Origin of the sequence: Apibacter sp. HY039 (assembly GCF_004023655.1) — a bacterium.
GTDB classification, from domain to species: Bacteria; Bacteroidota; Bacteroidia; order Flavobacteriales; family Weeksellaceae; genus Apibacter; species Apibacter raozihei.
Genome location: NZ_SAYM01000002.1, coordinates 183,101 through 203,201 on the forward strand (window position 1 = coordinate 183,101; position 20,101 = coordinate 203,201).

The 20,101-nt window shown below is 30.7% G+C and carries 19 protein-coding genes; 5 read left to right on the top strand and 14 right to left on the bottom strand.

Going from position 1 to position 20,101, the window contains the following annotated elements:
- The first annotated feature begins 16 nt into the window (after positions 1-16).
- Positions 17-1,615, top strand: a complete 1,599-nt coding sequence (locus tag EQ921_RS04900) for a DUF5074 domain-containing protein (RefSeq protein ID WP_128330811.1) — start codon at positions 17-19, stop codon at positions 1,613-1,615.
- 132 nt (positions 1,616-1,747) lie between these two features.
- Complete coding sequence (locus EQ921_RS04905; protein WP_128330812.1) at positions 1,748-3,142, top strand: NADH-quinone oxidoreductase subunit N; 1,395 nt, start codon at positions 1,748-1,750, stop codon at positions 3,140-3,142.
- Between the two features lie 76 nt (positions 3,143-3,218).
- Here the strand turns inward: EQ921_RS04905 and EQ921_RS04910 are convergent, their stop codons facing one another.
- The 5 genes from EQ921_RS04910 to EQ921_RS04930 form a co-directional block, all read right to left on the bottom strand.
- Positions 3,219-4,364: an acyl-CoA dehydrogenase gene (locus EQ921_RS04910; RefSeq protein ID WP_128331160.1), complete on the bottom strand. Its 1,146-nt coding sequence runs from the start codon at positions 4,362-4,364 to the stop codon at positions 3,219-3,221.
- 170 nt (positions 4,365-4,534) lie between these two features.
- A complete protein-coding gene (locus EQ921_RS04915) occupies positions 4,535-4,978 on the bottom strand; it encodes a carboxymuconolactone decarboxylase family protein (protein WP_128330813.1) in 444 nt (147 codons plus the stop codon).
- Positions 4,979-5,044: 66 nt separating this feature from the next.
- Positions 5,045-5,620, bottom strand: coding sequence for a Crp/Fnr family transcriptional regulator (locus EQ921_RS04920; RefSeq protein WP_164875583.1), 576 nt, complete (start codon positions 5,618-5,620; stop codon positions 5,045-5,047).
- Positions 5,620-6,042 carry a GNAT family N-acetyltransferase gene (locus EQ921_RS04925; protein ID WP_128153074.1) on the bottom strand — a complete coding sequence of 141 codons (423 nt, stop codon included), beginning with the start codon at positions 6,040-6,042 and terminating at the stop codon, positions 5,620-5,622. Before EQ921_RS04925 ends, EQ921_RS04920 begins: the two co-directional genes overlap by 1 nt.
- A gap of 12 nt (positions 6,043-6,054) precedes the next feature.
- Positions 6,055-7,143 (bottom strand): agmatine/peptidylarginine deiminase, encoded by a 1,089-nt coding sequence (locus EQ921_RS04930; RefSeq protein WP_128330815.1) that lies wholly within the window; start codon positions 7,141-7,143, stop codon positions 6,055-6,057.
- 40 nt (positions 7,144-7,183) lie between these two features.
- Here EQ921_RS04930 and EQ921_RS04935 point away from each other — a divergent pair, with 40 nt between their 5' ends.
- Together EQ921_RS04935 and EQ921_RS04940 are read left to right on the top strand one after the other, a co-directional pair.
- Positions 7,184-7,723 carry a GtrA family protein gene (locus tag EQ921_RS04935; protein ID WP_128153076.1) on the top strand — a complete coding sequence of 180 codons (540 nt, stop codon included), beginning with the start codon at positions 7,184-7,186 and terminating at the stop codon, positions 7,721-7,723.
- Positions 7,724-7,810: 87 nt separating this feature from the next.
- Positions 7,811-8,269 (top strand): GtrA family protein, encoded by a 459-nt coding sequence (locus EQ921_RS04940; protein WP_128330816.1) that lies wholly within the window; start codon positions 7,811-7,813, stop codon positions 8,267-8,269.
- Positions 8,270-8,273: 4 nt separating this feature from the next.
- On the opposite strand, the gene EQ921_RS04945 is transcribed toward EQ921_RS04940, so the two are convergent.
- The 6 genes from EQ921_RS04945 to EQ921_RS04970 form a co-directional block, all read right to left on the bottom strand.
- Positions 8,274-9,194, bottom strand: coding sequence for an LD-carboxypeptidase (locus EQ921_RS04945; protein ID WP_128330817.1), 921 nt, complete (start codon positions 9,192-9,194; stop codon positions 8,274-8,276).
- A 6-nt stretch (positions 9,195-9,200) separates the two neighbouring features.
- Entirely contained in the window at positions 9,201-9,650 is a 450-nt protein-coding gene (locus EQ921_RS04950; RefSeq protein WP_128330818.1) for a heme-binding domain-containing protein, read from the bottom strand.
- A gap of 37 nt (positions 9,651-9,687) precedes the next feature.
- Positions 9,688-11,295 carry an Ig-like domain-containing protein gene (locus EQ921_RS04955; protein WP_128330819.1) on the bottom strand — a complete coding sequence of 536 codons (1,608 nt, stop codon included), beginning with the start codon at positions 11,293-11,295 and terminating at the stop codon, positions 9,688-9,690.
- Positions 11,296-11,366: 71 nt separating this feature from the next.
- Positions 11,367-13,829 (bottom strand): DUF2339 domain-containing protein, encoded by a 2,463-nt coding sequence (locus EQ921_RS04960; RefSeq protein WP_128330820.1) that lies wholly within the window; start codon positions 13,827-13,829, stop codon positions 11,367-11,369.
- Between the two features lie 198 nt (positions 13,830-14,027).
- Positions 14,028-15,140, bottom strand: a complete 1,113-nt coding sequence (locus EQ921_RS04965; protein ID WP_128330821.1) for a DUF3810 domain-containing protein — start codon at positions 15,138-15,140, stop codon at positions 14,028-14,030.
- Between the two features lie 7 nt (positions 15,141-15,147).
- Complete coding sequence (locus EQ921_RS04970; RefSeq protein WP_128153083.1) at positions 15,148-16,377, bottom strand: FtsX-like permease family protein; 1,230 nt, start codon at positions 16,375-16,377, stop codon at positions 15,148-15,150.
- On the opposite strand from EQ921_RS04970, the gene EQ921_RS04975 reads away from it, so the two are divergent.
- On the top strand, positions 16,358-17,659 hold the full coding sequence (locus tag EQ921_RS04975; protein WP_370449493.1) for an exo-beta-N-acetylmuramidase NamZ domain-containing protein: 1,302 nt from the start codon (positions 16,358-16,360) through the stop codon (positions 17,657-17,659). The genes EQ921_RS04970 and EQ921_RS04975 overlap by 20 nt on opposite strands.
- Before the next feature lie 45 nt (positions 17,660-17,704).
- Here EQ921_RS04975 and EQ921_RS04980 read toward each other — a convergent pair whose 3' ends face one another.
- The 3 genes from EQ921_RS04980 to EQ921_RS04990 form a co-directional block, all read right to left on the bottom strand.
- Positions 17,705-18,328, bottom strand: a complete 624-nt coding sequence (locus EQ921_RS04980; RefSeq protein ID WP_128330823.1) for a hypothetical protein — start codon at positions 18,326-18,328, stop codon at positions 17,705-17,707.
- A gap of 65 nt (positions 18,329-18,393) precedes the next feature.
- A complete protein-coding gene (gene dapB / locus EQ921_RS04985; RefSeq protein ID WP_128330824.1) occupies positions 18,394-19,200 on the bottom strand; it encodes a 4-hydroxy-tetrahydrodipicolinate reductase in 807 nt (268 codons plus the stop codon).
- A gap of 5 nt (positions 19,201-19,205) precedes the next feature.
- The gene (locus EQ921_RS04990) at positions 19,206-19,916 is read right to left on the bottom strand and encodes a VIT family protein (RefSeq protein ID WP_128330825.1); all 711 of its coding nucleotides are present in this window, start codon (positions 19,914-19,916) and stop codon (positions 19,206-19,208) included.
- Positions 19,917-20,101 lie beyond the last annotated feature (185 nt).

The window sequence follows — 20,101 nt, forward strand, 5'->3', positions numbered from 1 at the left end:
TAACTAATATAATTTAATGAAAAAACATTTATCCTTTTTTGCTTTCATCTTCTTTTTGGTAATAAGTTACTCTCAGGATTATTCAAAAGGAATATTTATAATTAATGAAGGCTGGTTCGGGCATGATAACGGCTCTGTAAATTTTTTAAACGATCAGGGCGAGTTTACTTATAACGCCTATAAATCAGCAAATGAAAATCTCTATACACTAGGAACAACCACCCAGTTTGCCACTATATATGGAGATCAGTTTTATTTTGTTTCCAAACAAGAGGGTAAAGGGGATTATTCCGGTAAAAAAATAGTGATTTCAGATTCAAAAAACCTTTTGAAAAAAGCGGAACTAACCCTGCCAGCTGATGGGAGATCTTTTGTAGGAGTTGATGAATCTAAAGGTTATATTGCGACTTCTAATGGTATCTATATTTTAAACCTACAAGAAATGTCTTTAGGAGATCTTATTGAAGGAAGTAATGGTTCACAGGTAGGGAATATGATACGAACTTCTCAATACGTATTTGCAGTAAAACAAAATACGGGAATCATAATTATTGATCCATCAAACAATTCTGTTGTAAAAACTCTTTCGGGAAGCTATACAACAATTGTTCAATCTAAAAACGGAGATGTGTGGGCAGGTGCAGGCAGCAAACTTGTAAAGATAAACCCGGTAACATTTACCACTGAAGAAATTCCTTTATCCGGTACATCTATCAGCGGTTCCTGGGGAGCCTGGAATGCCGGCAGTTTGTGTTCAAGCATTCAAAACAATGTTTTATACTGGACGAACAGCGGAACTTTCGGAGGTGGCTCTACCATTAGTAAATATGATATAGATGCTAAGGTATTGAATACTTCTTTTTTCACTTTGCCGGGACAAGAAGGAACTTATAAGCAGATTTTCTATGGTTCTGCACTACGAGTTGACCCTGTAAGTAACCGTCTGATTATTACTGCCACTGAGTCCGGTTGGGGTGCACATTACCAAAAAAATTGGGTACACATGGTTTCTGACCAAGGTGACTTAGTACATACGTTTTCACTTACAGATTATTACTGGTTTCCGGCAATTACTGTTTTTCCCGATAATTATTCACCACTTATAAACAGCCAGTTATCACAAACCATTAACGAACTTAAAAATACGATTCATATTGATTTAAAGAATATGGCAACTGATTCAGACAATTTAGATGCAGCAATTGTTAAGTCTGTTAATTATATTACCAATGAGCAGATTCTGGAAGCTTCAGTAAATAAAGAAGATGAATTGGTTCTTACTCCACTTAAACCTGGTAATGCTGAGATTGAAATTGTATTTAATTCAAATGGCAAGATAGCCCGACATGCTATGATTATAAATGTTCCCACCACTTTATCTAGTGAGGAAATTCAAATAAAAAAGGAACTTACCATTTATCCTAATCCATGTACTGATTATTTCTTTATTGATGTGTCCAAAAATGAAAATCTGAAGATTTTTTCAGTTAATGGACAACAAGTCTATGAACAATACCTTACCACTGGAAAAAACATGATTAATATTTCCCATTTAGCTCAAGGTATTTATTGGGTTAAAACAAGTAACGACAGTTATAAAATTATTAAAAAATAGATTTTATAACGTCTTTTATTTCAAAAAAACAGTTTGTTGTGCAAACTGTTTTTTTGTTTTTTTAATTTCTTAATTTAACTTAAATATAGTAACTTTGGCGCCGAACTAAATAAAATAAAATTCTAATTTAGGATGAGTATTATTATCATTATTTTTGTTACGGCTATCCTTAGTCTTTACTCTGGAGTTTTTGGTTCCGGTAAATATTCGCAACCTATTGCTGTTATCGGATTATTAGTTGCCTTTGCAGCTACTTTTTACGGAGAAGTTCCTTTCTTCTTAAAATATTCCTCCATGTTTGTATTTGACGGAACATCCAAAATTTTTACTCAAATAGTAATTATTGCGACATTATTAATTTTCTTATTGGGACGCTATGCATTCCGGTTAATTGATCATCATCAATCTGAAGTTTATTCTTTAATGTTATTTTCTTTAAGCGGTGGAATAGTACTTTTTTGCTATCAAAATCTTGTAACACTGTTTCTGGGTATAGAAATATTATCTATCCCCCTTTATGTACTGGCAGGGAGTAACAAAAGCGATTTAAGATCGAATGAGGCTTCAATGAAATATTTCCTCTTAGGAGCTTTTGCTACCGGTTTCTTATTATTTGGTATAGCTTTAATCTACGGTACATCAGGTTCATTTGATATTGCTGCTATAAGACACTACAGCCTTGAAACAAAAAATGTTCCTACCATTTATATTACTGGGATAATTTTAATGTTAGTAGGACTATTATTTAAAATTTCCATAGTTCCATTTCATTTCTGGGCACCGGATGTATACGAAGGAACTCCTTCTTTGATTACAGCATTTATGGCTTCTGTCGTAAAAATTAGTGGATTTGTTGCTTTGTATAAATTAGTTGAAACTGTATTTGTAGGTCAGCTAAACGAATGGCAATATGTAATTTTTTATACAGCTATCCTAACTTTACTGGTTGCAAATATTATTGGAATTTTACAAAAAAATGCAAAAAGAATGCTGGCATATTCCAGTATATCCCATGCAGGTTATCTTTTATTAATTTATTTTAATACTGATTCAAATTCTGTTTATATATTAGCATTTTACCTGTTAGCTTATTCTTTAGCTACGGTAGGAGCTTTCGCCAGTCTTATTTATGTTGAGAGAGTATCACATGGTTCTTCTACTTTTGAAGTCTTTAACGGTTTAGCAAAAAAACAACCGCTTCTGGCTTTCACAACCTCTATCTCGTTGCTTTCAATGGCCGGAATTCCTTTAACCTCAGGGTTTATTGCCAAATTATCATTATTTACACAAACTATGGGTACTCAGCCTGTGTTGGTAATTATTGCTGTCATAGGATCTGCTATCAGCATAGCTTATTATCTTAAACTTATTATAGCTATGTATTTTAAACCGGGTTATCAGGAACTTCAGAATGCTCAAAAAGCTCCGGTTATATATAACTTGGTTGCTTTAATCGTAGTAGTCTTGATTATTGCTTTAGGAGTTTATCCTGCACCTATTTTCAATTGTTTATCAATAAGCTGGTAAATTAAATCTAAAAATAATACAACCTTCTATAAAAAAAATCCTCTCAATATGAGAGGATTTTTTTTATAGAAAAAATTTAATTTTGTTGCTGTAATCCTCTAGATATAACTATTTTTTGAATTTCGGAAGTTCCTTCGTATATCTGAGTTATTTTGGCGTCTCTCATCAATCTTTCAACGTGATATTCTTTCACATATCCATACCCTCCAAATATCTGAACTGCTTCAATGGTAGTTTCCATCGCTATTCTGGATGCATATAATTTAGCCATTGCGCCGGATTGATCATAGTTTTTGCGGGTATCTTTATCCCATGCTGCTTTTAAGCATAAAAACCTTGCTGCCTGAATCTGTGTTGCCATATCTGCAAGTTTAAATGCTATCGCCTGATGATTAAAAATTTCTTTACCAAAAGTTTTTCTTTCCTGAGAATAATTTAAAGCCAATTCGTAAGCTCCGGAGGCTATTCCCAATGCTTGTGAAGCAATACCTATTCTTCCCCCTGCCAACGTTTTCATTGCAAATTTAAATCCGAATCCGTCCTCTCCTATCCTATTTTCTTTGGGAACTTTAACATCAGTGAACATTAGTGAATGAGTATCAGACCCCCTGATTCCTAATTTATTCTCTTTAGGGCCTATTTCAAAACCCTGCATATCTCTATCAACAATGAAAACGTTTATTCCTTTATGTCCTTTATCCTGATGTGTCTGAGCAACTACCAGATAAACCGAAGCTGAATTTCCGTTAGTTATCCAGTTTTTTGTTCCATTTAACAGATAAAAATCTCCCATATCTACTGCTGTTGTATGCTGACGGGTCGCATCTGAACCTGCCTCTGGTTCTGATAAAGCAAATGCTCCTAAAATTTCACCCTTCGATAATCGGGGTAAATATTTTTGTTTCTGTTCTTCGGTTCCATATTCTTCTATTCCCCAACAAACCAATGAATTATTTACAGACATAATCACAGCTGAGGAAGCATCTATTTTTGAAATTTCTTCCATAGCAAGCACATAGGAAACTGTGTCCATTCCACTCCCACCGTAATTTGGATCAACCATCATTCCTAAAAAACCCAGTCCTCCCATTTTTTTTATCTGATTAGTAGGGAATTTTTGTAATTCATCTCTTTCTATAACTCCAGGTAATAATTCACTTTGAGCAAAATCCCTCGCAGCTTGTTTTATCATTTCCTGCTCTTCAGTTAATTGAAAATCTATCATAAACTGTAATTTTAAATTTATAGCAATTAATAACCCCTTATTATTACTTGTACTAAATATAATAATTTTTATTCAGATTATATTTATCAAATCAATAAAAAATGCCGGATTTATTTCATAAATAAATCCGGCATTTAAAAATTTTAGTTAAAATTCAGTTTATTTTGCTATACACTTTCAGGCAGCATTTTTGTTGATATTGCTATACGATTCCAAGAGTTGATAATGGTTATGGCCATCAATATTTGGGCTAAATATTTTTCACCTAATAATTGAAGCGCTTCTTCATAGGTTTCATCGCTCACCCCTTTCTTATTAATCAAAGTAACCTCTTCAGTCAGTTGTAATATAATTCTTTCTTCTTTTGTAAAAAAAGGTACTTCTCTCCACACTCCTACTAAATTAATACGTTTTTGCGTTTCACCTGTTTTAAGAGCCTCTCTTGTATGTAAATCTAAACAGAAGGCACACCCATTTATTTGTGAAGCTCTTATTTTTAATAATTCTCTATGAGTCATAGTTATTTCAGAATTATCTAAATATTTTTCGAAACTATACATAATTTTATAAGCTTCAGGCTCTAATTTACTCATGTTTAACCTTGTATCCATAATGAAATATTTTAAATTATTGACTACAAAGTTTGCAATTCATGCCCGAAAAAAAATTAAGCCTGTTTAAGAAATGCTTCCTTTTCTAATTTCGCTTACATATTCTGGTGTAAGCCCTAAAAATGTTGATAAAATTTTCTGCGATACTCTTTGAACAAATTGAGGATAACTTTGTACAAAAGTTAAAAAAAGCTCTTTTTTGGGGGTTGTTAAAATAAGATATATTCTATGCATAGCTGCTGCAAAGGCGCGTTCTAACAACATTCTGAAATATTTTTCCAGTTTAGGTATGTCTTCCAGCAATTCATCCAGTTTTTTTCTGTTAATTTTCAGTACTTCTGCATTTTCAAGTGCCTGGATATAATACACAGAAGACTTATCCTTACCAAAGCTATCGTAATCGGTAATCCACCAATTTTCGATAGCAAATTGTATGGTTTGTTCTTTTCCTTCTTCAGTAAAGGTATACATTCTACATACTCCTGAAATTATAAAATAATTATACTGACATTTATCTCCTTGTTTTAGTAAATACTCTTTCTTGTTTATTTTCTGGTAAGTAAAGTAGTTGGTTAATTTGTTTTTGTCTTCGTTAGTCAGGAGCACGTAATTTTCTATGTGCTGAATTAGTTCTGAATACACTATAATTTTTTTATTAAATATTTGGGGTCTTCTTTATATCCTTGCCTTGTATAAAATTTTTGAGCTAATAGCCTACGACTTTGAGTGTGAAGTTCTATTCTATCACATTTTTTTTCTTTAGCTAGTTGAGTGCAATATTCTTCAATTTCTCTACCAATGCCATTACTTCTTATTTTTTGTTCTACCGCAAAATAAGATATTCTTAGATAGTCTCCTTCTCTGGCTAATTGAGGGATAAAGTGCAAAGAGATAAAAGCAACAACACTACTTTCTTTTTCATATACTAATAATTCGGCATCCTCATTATTAATGAGAATTTTAATTTTATCGGATAAAAATCCTTTTGAAACCGGATAATCCAATTGTTTCAAAAGTTCCCTTATGGCTGGTTCATCATTGACTGTTGCTTTTCTTATACTCATTTTGTATTCTATTTAGATAGCAGGCTCCTGCTGGCTAAGGCAATGAAAACTTCCTAACCCCCATACAATATCTGTAGAATCAATACCTATCACTTTTCTATCAGGAAAACACCGTGCAATAATATCTAATGCCACTTTGTCTTTTTCACAATTAAATATGGGTACAATAACGGATTTATTAGCAATATAAAAATTTGCATAGGATGCTGGTAAGCGATATCCTTCATAAACCACAGGATCAGGCATGGGTAGTTCAATAACATTCAAGGGATCTCCATTCAATAATTTCATTTCTTTCAACTGCTTAAGATTTTCTTGAAGAATTTCAAAATTATCATCTTGCGGGTTGTCTTCTACCACTGTTAATACCGTATTTTCATTAACAAACCGAACGGTATCATCTATGTGTCCGTCGGTATCATCCCCCACAATACCATCGCCTACCCAAAGCACTTGTTTAACTCCATAAAAATCCATCAGATACTTTTCTATTTCTGACTGATTTAAATGTGGATTGCGATTCTTATTTAAAAGACAGGAACGTGAAGTTATTACTGTTCCATTTCCATTAAATTCAACGGAACCACCTTCCATAATAATTCCAGGGATAAAAACAGGCAGTTTTTCTTCTTTTGCTATGTGAAGTGGAATTTCATTATCTAAATGAAACGGAGGATATTTATCACCCCAGGAATTAAAATTCCATTTAACCAACACTTTTTTGTGCTCAAGGGAATTCGGATTGATAAGAAAGGCAGGACCATGATCTCTACACCAGGCATCATTCGTTGGATGAATATAAAAATTTATTTTATCTAAGTCGGCCTCTGTGTTCTGTAATATTTGTAAAGCAAATTCTTTCATTTTTACGTCTACAACATTAATATTAACCACTTCACCTTGTGAAACCTCTGCTATAAACTCTGCATATGGTTTAAATATTTTATCTATTTTACCCGGCCAGGAAGATTCTTTATGAGGCCAGGACAACCAGGTTGCTTTGTGAGGCGCAAATTCTGCAGGAAAGTAGTATCCAAGCTCTGCTGGAGTTTTTCCTTGAAATTCGGCTGGTGTATATACATTTAAATCTTTAAAAGTCATATTCTTATGATTATATTTAATCCTGAATTAATAAATTAACTTGAACAAAATTACTGAAATAAAAAAAAATAAACTATTTTTGCATGGTTTTATTTGTTCTACTAATTTGACACATGATAAAGTGATTGCTTCTTTAAAAAGACATAAACGACAACTTATACTGTTCTTCATAGCCGGGGTTCTTAGTGCTATCATTGAAATTTCTTTAATGAAAATCTTAAGTTTACCTCAAATGTTGCCCAGCATTTTTTCTTTTGAAAATAAATCGTATTCTTATCCTATTTCTAATTTGCTTTCAACAGGAGGTGGAATTTTAAGTAATTATTTTTTTAGTATACGATACGTTTTTGAAAGAGGAAAACACTCCAAGAAAAAAGAATTTTATCTTTTTATTACTCTTTCTATAATTACCATGTTTATGAGCTGGGGTATTTTCGCTTTATTTCATTCGTTTATAAATAAACCTGTCAACTTGTTGGTTTATACTGTTGGCGATATCGTTTTCTGTAAAGCTGCCGCAATTTTTCTGGTTTCCCTGGTAAATTATGTTGCTAAAAAGAAAATTGTTTTTTCTAACTAGCAAAGATTAAATAATTCTTACTTACATGTATAGTAGCTTTACAAAGAATTATTTTGTCTAATCATCTATTTAACTAAAATATTTTATATGATCTTAGCCATTAAAAAGCATAAAAGACAAGTATTCTTATTTTTAATTGCTGGTGCAGTCAGTGCCTGTATTGAAATTTTTTCACTTCTAATTTTTGAAAAATTTCTACCTGTATATTTTTCTTTTGAAAACTTAAAAAACGGATATCCTTTATCCAGTATACTTGCTACCGGGGCTGGAATTTTAAGTAATTATATATTAAGCATTCGATATGTTTTTAAACGTGGAAAACATTCTAAAAGGAAAGAATTCTCTCTTTTTCTAATTTTATCTATTGGAACTGTGATAATGACCTGGGCATTATTTACCTTTTTTCTATCAATATCCACATATTTATTTAGTGATATAGTATTTAAACATTCAAAATTGAATATTATTTTTAGCAGAGCTGCTGCTATTTCCATAGTATCAGTTTTAAACTATTGGTTAAAAAAGAAACTTGTGTTTACGAGTTAATATATTAAAGATTATTAGTAATAACTACCTTGTCTTTTGTGACAATCAGTTTAGTACCTGCTCCCATAATCAATGCCCTAGTATCGTAGATATGTCCTGTAGGAAATCCAAAAACTTTAGGTATATGATAATTTTTAAATCTTTCCGAAATCACTTCGTATGCCATACTATCAAACGGTTCGTCATATTGACTATTTTCTTCCTTTGAATCCATTTTAGTAAAGCCACCGACTATTAATCCTGTAATTCCTTTCAGAGCTCCTGCTCTCTCCAAACCTATAAGCATGCGGTCAATATGATAATAATTTTCATACCAATCTTCTATAAAAAGAATTTTATCTTTAAAATGGTCTAATGTGTTACTACCTAATAAACTATATAATATTGATAAGTTTCCTCCAGTTAGAAGTCCTTGCGCCTCGCCTTGCTGATTAAATGAATCGGGGGAAATTGTGTAATTTAAACTTTGCTGTTGAAGTGCTTGAGTTAAAGTTGAGTAAGTATCCTGAGACTGTCCTTGTGGAAGCGGTTTACATACTGTAGCATGAAGACTGGGAAATCCTCTTCGGTTAAAGTGTTGATGAAATACTGTATTATCTGAATAACCTATCAGCCATTTGGGATTTTTTTTAAATTTATTAAGATTTAAACGATCTACAATTTGTACTCCTCCATATCCTCCTCTTGCAAACCATATTGCTTTGGCATAGGGATGATCTAAGGCCCACTGCAAATCACTTAAGCGTTCTGGTGGCGTTCCTGAATACTTGTATGCAAAATTATATTGGTTAAAAGTATTCTGAGCTATTTCATAATTCCAATCATTAGCTTTTATTACATTTAACGCTGGCTGTATTTGATCCTCCGTAACCATTCCTGCAGGAGCTGTAATTAAAACCGTATCCCCTTTTTTTAATCTTTCCATACCCTTTTATTTATCACTTTTTTTATCGAAAATTTCAAACCAATTTAGTAAAATTGTTTTTTCTTGTGATGTAAGTTCTGCTTCCTTATGCATCCACACATAAGAGCTTAATGGCATTGTTTCTCTTTTTATAGCACTAACCAGTCCTGAATTTATGTGTTCTTTCTGATACATATTATAATTTCCGAATTCGGAGAAGTTTAAGTATTCTTTTCCTTCATTTATATGCCCTTTAATATACCAGGAAATGGGGGCTAAATTTGTATACCAAGGATACTTCACTTCATTCGAATGACAATCGTAACATGCCTTTTTAATAATTTCAGCTATCTGCGCTGGTGCATGTGTTATTTTAATATAATCTTTATTCGGATCTACCGGTGGATTATTTTTATCTATTCTTATAAGCTGTATAAGTAAAATAACTATTATAATTATTCCTATTTTCTTTTTCATTTCCAGCTTTTGTGAATGTCTTTATACTTCATTTTTTCTATAAAACCCATACTTCATTAAGATTCCAAAAAGCTCTGACATCTATCGGAACAGGATATATATAAGTTTTTTCAGCCGGAATAAAGTGCTCTATATCTGCTGCATCCCAAATACCATTGTTATTTTCATCTACCAGAATCCTGATAATATATTTACCCGGTTTTAAATTTTTAAATTCAAAGAAATCCTTTTCTCCATATATTTCCTGAATAGTCTCATATTTTTCTGTTAACAATTGAAAAAAGAATTTAGAATCGGGCTTATTTTGTATTCTCAGGCTTAAATTACCGTAATCGCTTTGTTTTTTGGTCTGAATAGAATAGCTAAGTGTATCTTTATTTTTCTGTCCTAAAAAGTCCTGAACTGCTTCAGAATTAATTTTGATTTCATACGTTGTATCAAAAGTAATCGGAAACTTTATATTCAGCTTTCTGGCATCTCCTTCATCAATTTCTGCATCAAAATCCATAGGCTCTTTTCCCTTTAACAACTCAATCTTTTTTTTATTTACTTGATCTATATAATTATTAGATTTTAATGTAAAAATAGTAGATGGAGTAATTTCTTTTTCTTCTGCTGACAAGGTTAGTTCTGATTCTGATTTTGGATCGTATAAAACATTCAGTGTATCTTTTTTTTCTTTGTATTGAGTCAGGAATTTTATCCTTCCTTTCTTATCTAATCCTTTTAACTCTTTACTGTTGAAATAAATATATAAACTATCTGCAAATGGTTTATGATTTTGTTTTATTTCCGGAAAATTTTTTTCTAAAGGTTTTATCTTAATATTTTCAGGATTACCCTTAAATTTAAATTTAATTACACCCAACGACTCCTGCTCTGCTCCTACTGCTTTATAAGCCTGTTTTAAAGGGGAAAGTATTAGATCGTAAGTTTCTCCTTTTTGTGGATCTACACTTTGTGTATAAAATCCTGCATTTTCTTTGGCGGGATCTAATAGTAAGTTTGAATTTAAATCATTGAATACTATCAGCTTATAATTTCCCTGATGTAAATGTGTTAGCTTATAAGCTCCTGTGGAATCTGTTCTTGATATATAATACGGTTTATTTTTCAAATTAATGGAATCTTTGCCTAAAGAATCCTGATAAATTTTATATAGTGATACTAAAACTGATTTTGGCGGATCTCTTTCAAGACTTTGTCTTACTCTTCCACTTAAACTTAAACTATCTATTCGGTTACCCGTAGAAAAGGTATACGAGAAGTTTGTTAATTTGTTTCCTTCATTATTATCCTGAATTGCTGAACCAAAATTAATCGTATAGGTAGTATTATTTTCCAACGGTTCAAAAAATTTTATTGATATATATTTTCTGGCAGTTGATGATGGCTCAATTGAGGGTGTGATTTTAGGTGGCGGTGAAATAACAACTTGCTTGGAAATATCTTTAACAATTACATATTCATCAAAATTGAGTGTAATTTCTTTAATTTTAGTGTCTACTTTTACAGCTAATGTATCGGGTTTAGAGCCTAAAAATTTGGGTGGTGTTATATCTTTGGGTCCTCCGCTTGGAGTTCCTACTCGTGCACAAGAAATTACCAGACAGCTAAGGATAAACAAATTAAGTGCTTTTTGCATATACAAAAATATATTTTTATAAATGCAAAGATACTTATTGTAATCTATTAATTTACAAACTTAGTTTTTATCTATTTTAGGTCGGTTTCTTCACTTTTAGACTCATCTTCGTTTTTAACCAAAATTTTTAATTTTTGATATAAAAATGACGTGCAAAGTAAAATGATTCCTAAAAGTATAAAAGATATAATTTTACCTGTCTGGCTCATTTGCCATATATCATATAAATACAATTTCAAAATTATTAAACCAAACAAAGCCAGTGATATTTTTCTGAGAATAACTTTATTTTTTTTCATGCCCAGTATAATTAATATCAGACCGGATATCCCCCAAATTATTGGATATACAATTGTATGTATATCAAACAGCACAGTATGCGAATATTTTAACAATACTGTATTATCAATTTCGACACTAAGAGCAATTAATGATGAAACGGCTACTATCCAATAAGGAATTTCGTTGTTTTGATTTGTATTTTTATTACAAAACAATTTAACTAAATAGATAAAAAGTGGGATGGTTAAATAATGTATTAAATGGAGCGTTAACCTGAATTTAGGAGAATAAAATATCATATCTGTCGAGTTGGAAACTACTTTTAACAGATAAACAACTGAATATAAAATAACTAGTCCTCCCAATACAATATAGGATAATTTTGATATTTTTTTACGATTTATAAAATAGTAAATGGCTGCATAAGTGTATATATAAACCCCTTGCAATAATGCAATCTGAGGAAAAGCGTAGTATCTTTCATATAATTGAGAGGTAAGCTCAGATAAGGGAAAGATAAAACCTAAGAACCAAATACTGTTTATAATCCATTCCTTTATATTGGATATGCCGAATATTTTTAATGTTTGAGAATTTAATTCTACTGATTCACAATTTTTAATCATATATTTAATAATCAATAAACATAAGATTATAAACAATGCGGTAATAAATATAGGACTTATAGTTATGGTTTTATACTCTATGCTAAAATGATCCAGATTTACAATCCCGTTTAAAAATATATCCGAAATATAACCATTTACATAGTCTTTTAAGAGTGATAGCATGGATAGGCCTATTAATAAATAAAAACTTTTTTTGAAAATGTTTATTCCTGTATTTTTATACAACCAAAAAACAATGACTGATTCTACTCCCCAGAACATTGTTATTACTGTTCCTTTTAACTGAATAGGTATGGCCAGAGTTATAAATGCTAATACGATTCCTAAAAGTAATTGAAAAAAAAGGCTTTGTTTCTGCTTGGTAATTAATAATATGAAAACGGGTATTACATTAATTACTGCCATTAACATAGTTATCAAACCTTTAACATCTCTTGGATATAAATCGTATATATAAATTAAAGATAAGTAAAGTATGAAATTGTTACTTAATACAATAACTATCTGATATGGAGAAAATTTTATATTTTTATAAAATTCTATTAATGCTAAAGTATAAAATTGAACGAAAAATAACACACTAAAGACTGTTGCTCCTTCTCTATTTTCTGAACGAAAGGAGGTAATTAGCCAGAAACTATAGAAAACAAATGTTAATACATAACTGAGGATGCTTACTATCTTCCATTTTTTCTTATATGCCAATATGAGCATTCCTGAATTAAGTATAAATATATAAGAAAATAAGGTAATATAATTTCCACTTTCTGTACTAACTAAAAGCGGAGAAGCAAACCCTCCGAGTAATGAAAATATTGCTAGTATTCTCTCATTGTAGAATAATGATAATCCTACAGAAATAAGCGTTACTACTATGAGTAAACAAAAGGCTGTAGGTTGTGTAAATAGCATATATTCCCTATAGGCTATGGTTAGAGTAATATAAAATACAGATATTCCTCCCCCAGCGAGTAAAGCTGAAAAAGCTAAATATTTTTTTCTTAGTTTATGTGCGATTCCTATAATTCCTATACCTACAATCATACCAATTGCAACACGTCCTGATTCTCCAATCCAGTTCTGATCAATAGCATACTTTACAAAATAAGCAATTCCGAGCACTAAGGTTGTTATTCCTACCTTACTCAAAATATTCTCACCAAATAATTTTTCAAATTCGAAAGTTTTCTTTGAAGTCTCTTCTTTACTATTATCAACTACATCTTTATTTATATCATAAAATACAGAACCTTCCAATTCAGAGTTGGAATGTTGGATTTCTTGCTCTATTGTCTGATTTATAATTTCAGGCATTTTATCATCTGCAAGATCAGTGTTTAAAATTTCAGATTTTTCCGGTTCAAAAGATTTTATCTCAGAAGCAGTATCAAAATGAAAATCAGATTTCAACCCATCCATTGATTCTTGGTTGTTATCTTTGTTCTTTATTTCAATATCTTCAACCGGTGTATTACTTAGGATTTTATTTAAATTATCTTCTAACTTTTCAAATTTGTCAGTTAATGATTCAAATTTATTAATAACCTGAGTATTGCTAAAACTCAGTTTAAGTAATATGATTATTAATAAAATGATTATTAAAATTAATAGGATTTCCAGCATAATTGCATTAATTTTTAATTGTTTAAATTATTTTAATAAAATATTCAGATAGTATTATTTTGTCTGTAATATATTACTAAACTATAATTTATTTTTATAAATATAACTTCGATACTTAAACAGTATTTTGGCTTAAAGATCTTATCTCTGATTGTATTTGTACTATATTATCGGTTTATGTGTAATATTAATATGTTATTATTGAGTATTATTTATTGGCAGCTGGGATTGTTTAGCTTCTGCAAACAATGACGGGTAGCTATATTTATAAAAGTTAACTATCATTTTCACAACCTTACTGTATGCTAAAACTCCTTCCTGATTATTGGATTTCAAATATGTATCATTCATGTATAGAAATAAGTCAGAACCTATATTTGAACTTTGCGAATAAAATTTTATTTCTCTTTCTCTGTCTTTTTTCATCCCTTCGGAGAAATTAGCTGAAATACGTTTGTAATATAATGAATCACTATTATATATTTCTCTTAATATAAACATTAGAGCTTTATATTTTACACTATACTGAAATTCTTTATTTAAAGAATTTTCTCCCATGTAAAAAGAATAAAAGTTAGCTTCTCCCTCACCTGCTATTCCTGCCTGATGCCCCATTTCGTGAGCTATAGTAAATGGTATTGAGGTATCCGGATATCCTTCAACAAATTGTGCTTCACCTGTAAAAGGATTATAATAACCTGCCACACCTACTTTTCGCATTATTGAGCTATACATTGACACTTTCACATTTGGATGTTGCTCAGGTGTTTCAAAAAATGAGCTTTGTTCTTTGTAAAGAGCAGTTATCATTTCTCTAGTATCAATGGCAAATTCTCCCTCTTTGTTAGTTGATACATTTTTTCTCAACTCAAGACAATTGTTTAACAGATAATTAGCAACTACTTTTAAGTCCGCTTCATATAAATTATCTTCAGGTTTATCAAATTCTACAAACTGTTTACTATTATATAGCAAGCCAAAGGATAGCATAAATAAGCAATAAAATATATTTATGGTAAATAAAATTGCTACAAAATATTTGGATGCTTTTTGTTTCTTTTTTTTTATTTGTAATAAAATTCCTTTAAATAAACAAAAAACAAAAAAAATACCTAATAAGAAATACAAACAATCACCAATCGAGAAAGGAATCAGACCGAAAATACTATTTAAAACACTTTTAATTTTAAGCAGGAATCGAGTATAAAAATTCTCTCCTGATCCTATACTCATCTTTATAATTTGATATAAAAAAAACTGAAGAATCAAGGAAGATATAAGCCCTTCGATATTTACTCTGATTTTTTTCATTTTGAACTTACTGAAATTTAATTGCTTTTATAGGTGAAATTTTAGATATCAAATAAGAAGGCAACAAAAGTACTAATCCACTAATAATTATTGCTGAAATAGATATGATAATTATATGAATAAAGTTAATATAAACAGGTACTGTACTCACATAATAGTTTTCAGGATTTAACTTTATAATTTCAAAATATTTTTGAATATATAATAATGATATTGCTATGATGTTACCTATGATCAATCCAGGCATCATAATGAAAAGTGTATAGTTTACAAATATTTTTCGTATCTGCTTATTAGAAGCTCCAAGTGTTTTTAACATTCCAATAGAATTTATTCTTTCTATAATTAAAATTAGAAGAACCATAATAATATTTATAACAACAACAACCATCATAATTGCCAGTATAATGAATATATTGGTATCAAATATTTGTATCCAGTCATTAATTTGTGAAAAAGTAGTAGTAGCTTTCTCTGCAAAATTGTTATAACCAGCAAACTCTTCAATTTGTGGAAATATTTCATCCAGATTCTCAATATCTTTGATAAATATATCGTAACCACCTATATCTTCGGACTCCCAATGGTTTAATTTCTGAATATGTTGTATATCGCCTATTACAAAAACATCATCAATTTGTTTGATATCTGTACGAAATATACCTTTTACGGTAAAACGTCTGTAAATAGGATTTTGGTTTTCTCTGACAAAGAACATAACGAATGAGGAATTAACATCCAGTTTCATTTCTTTGGATATTTTTTCCGAGAGAATTACATCATTGCTAAGCTTATCTTTAGTAAATTCCGGAATACTTCCCTTTACTATAAATTCTTTGAAACGTTCTTTATCAAAATCATCAGTAACACCTTTAAGGATAACTCCTGCGAAACTAACTTCTGTACGTATTACTCCGCTTTTGGTAGCATACTCCTGAACGTTTGATACTTCGGGATTACCTGTAATTTTATCTATAAGAACATTCTTTTTATTTAACCTTGAACTGTTAAAAGAATTATTGCTATCATAACTTCTAATGGTTATATGACCATTAAAGTCAGCCATTTTTTGTTTAATAGCTTTTTTAGATCCTAATCCGATTGCAAGAGTTATTACAGAAACTATGATTCCTATGGCTACTGCAGTCTGCCCTATTCGAATTATAATTTGTGATAGATTATTTTTATTACTTTTGGAAAAAGCAATTTTCTTAGATATGAACCAGGTGAAACTCAACTCCAAAAATTTTTTTTTCAAATATACTCAATTGTTTAGTATTTTCTTTTGTTTTTGTTTGATTTCCTTATCCGCTCAGAATATAAAATCTACCAAGAACACAAATGAAACAATAATAACTGGGGCCCAACAGTATGAAAAATATATTCCTCTTCTCTCTGATAAAAAAGTTGGAATTGTAACGAATCAAACAGGAATTTTATATGTACAAAATATTTACAACAATTCGGATCATCCTGATATGAGTGAAAAATCTATAAAAATAGATACTATATCTATTGTAGACTTTCTTCTTTCAAAAAACATAAAAATTGAGAAAATATTTTCTCCAGAACATGGTTTTAGAGGAAAAGCTGATGCTGGAGAGCAGGTGAAGGATGAAAAAGATTCTAAAACCAATATCCACGTGATCTCATTATATGGAAAAAATAAAAAACCGACAACAGAACAACTTAAGGGGGTTGAAATAATTTTATTTGATCTGCAAGATGTAGGTGTACGCTTTTACACCTATATTTCTACTCTTCATTATGTAATGGAAGCTGCTGCTGAAAACAACATTCCTGTAATTGTTCTGGATAGACCTAATCCTAATGCTCACTATATTGACGGACCTGTCTTAAAACAAGGGTTTGAATCTTTTGTCGGGATGCATAGAGTACCCGTAGTTTATGGAATGACCATCGGAGAATATGCTTTAATGATTAATGGAGAAAAATGGCTGAAAAATAAAGTTTCTTGTGATTTAACCGTTATTAAACTACAAAATTATAATCATAAATTGAAATATTCTTTACCTGTAAATCCTTCTCCTAATTTAAGAACAGATCATGCTATTAATTTATACCCCAGCTTATGTTTTTTCGAAGGAACTAATGTTAGTGTAGGACGAGGTACTGATTTTCCGTTTGAAATGTATGGTTCTCCTTTTAACACTGCTTTTACGGATGAATTTATTCCCCAACCTAACAAGGGTGATAAAAATCCGAAATATAAGGGGCAAATTTGCTATGGTGAAGATTTAAGAGACGAGCCGTTTCTTTCTGAAATAAATCTTGAATGGCTACTCACTATATATTATAATAGCACAAATAGCACCAATTTACCTGTCGGATACTCTTTTTTCAATAAAAATCTGTTTTTTGATAAACTTGCAGGTACAGACCTGCTAAGAAAACAAATACTGGCAAGAAAATCTGAACAAGAAATTAAATTATCCTGGAAAAAAGATTTAGAAGATTTTAAAATTGTACGTTCCAAATATTTATTATATCCAGATTGATCAATAATAAATATGGTAAAAATTGACAATACATCTTAGATTAAATCAATTTTTTAAAAGCTTATTTTTTCGTATGTTAAGCATTATAGGTAGGGTATCATTCACACTTCTGTATAACAATAACTTATCATCAGACTTACCGTCACCGTCATTATCAGTTTTAAAGAGTGCAAATACATAATAATCTTTCGATCTACTAAATAAAAAATTCTGGTAAAGAAACAATGTATCATTTCGGAGGATGTAACTTCCTTTCATTACATCTACACCAAAGCATACATCTCTTTCCACAAAACTCTGATCATTTTTAAATTTTACCCGAATCATACAGTTTGCAATTCCCTCAGCTTCTGCAATTAACAAATTCTCATCTTCCCATTCATCATAATTCATTATGCCCATTGGCTTATTATATATAAATATAAGAATACCAGCAATTAATAAATTAACAATTAATCTGCTTTTATTTTTGAAGTTTTCTTCAACAGAAAAATAAATTTGATATAAGAGAGCAACAATAAGAGATAAATAACCGATGAATAAAATCAGGTAAACTGCTAGCGCAGAATCACCAATCCAAACTTCCCAATAGTATTGAGTGTTAACTGCCAGTAAAAATAAAATTACAATTAATAAAAGTAATTTATAACTTGTCAAAACTTTCTTCAAAGCATATTATTTTAGTAAGATTTGCTTAAATAAAAGCCTCAAATATAATAAAAATCATTTATTAATCAGAAATCCATAACTGTATCCAATCCTCTTCTGAGACCTGTGAAAGAATTTACTCTACGAACAGCTAGTAAGGCCCCTGCTACATAAGGCTTTGCACTACTTCCTGCTTCATGTCTTAAAATAAGCTTTTCATCTTCCATACCAAAAATAGTTTCCAGCGATATTACATAACCGGGTAATCTTACGGAATGTACCTGAGTACCTCCCATATCAGCTCCTCTTGTTTCTTTTATTCCTTGAGTATTATTAATTTGTACAGTTTTTTTAGATTTCCCATGCTTGGAAAGTCTATAAGCTAATTCCAATGCACTACCACTGGGCGAATCAATTTTTTTATCGCTTGCATAATCAATGATTTCCCAATAATTCATATAATTAGCAGCTATTTCAGCAAATTTGTTTAATAATACGACACTGATAGCAAAATTTCCTACTGCTAATACAGATCTATTATTATCTTCTGCAGCTTTTTGTATATTTTCATAATCATTATCTGAAAGACCAGAAGTTCCTATTACTACATTAACACCTTTATTTAATGCTGCCAAAACATTATGCTTTACAATTTCAGGTGAAGTATAATCAATAAGAACATCGCAAGAAATATTCAGAGCCTCTTCAATTGTTGAAAAAACTGGTATATTAACTCCTGTATTTAAGTTTAAAATGCTGTCTAAATTACCTGAAGCATTTTTTCTGGAAATTGCTGAAACGATTTCCATGTCAGGTGTTTTTACCATTTGTTTACATAATTCAGAAGCTGCCCAACCAGTTGCTCCTGCTACACATATTTTTAATTTTCTCATATATTTTAACCTTTTATATCAAAAAAAGAGCCTATTAATGCTGTTACCCCCATAGCTAATGTTCCCCAGATACATATTCTTACTAAACTTCTAATAATATCTGCTCCACCGGTTTTAGCCGCAATAATCCCTAATAATATCAAAAATACGAGAGCAAAAATATATTGATAAGTTACCATTTGTGAAACAGGGGCTAAAAACGAAACCAATAATGGCAAAATTCCTCCAATGATAAAAGAAATTAAAGAAGCTAAAGCCGCTTGTAATGGTTTTGCCTTACTAACGTCATTGATTCCTAACTCCTCTCTAGCATGAGCTTCTAAAGCATTATATTCAGTTAACTGACGTGCTACTTTTGCAGCTAGCTCTTCATCCAATCCTCTTTTGATATATATATTTTCCAATTCTTTTAGCTCAAGATCCGGAATTGTATCCAGTTCTTTTTGTTCTCTCCTTAAATCTGATACTTCAACATCTTCCTGAGAACTTACTGAAACATACTCGCCAGCTGCCATAGACATAGCCCCCGCTACCAGACCAGCTACAGCTGACACAATAATTGCCCCTCTATCCGCATTGGCAGATGCTACACCTATTACTAAACTAGTTGTTGATATTATTCCGTCATTTGCACCTAATACTGCTGCGCGTAACCATCCTACCCTATTCACATAATGTCTTACGTGAACTCCAACAGATTTTTCTTTCTGCTTCATTTTTAAATTTATATTAATATTCTTAACCTAATATGTAATGCTATTTTATGAAAGATGTGAAATAATTTGAAAATTTATCAAAAAAACGGATAGCTCAGATTAATTTTATAGTACAGCAAATTTAGATACGAAATTCTACACTAATAAAATTTGTTTACTAAAAATATACTGTTTCAATATTCAAA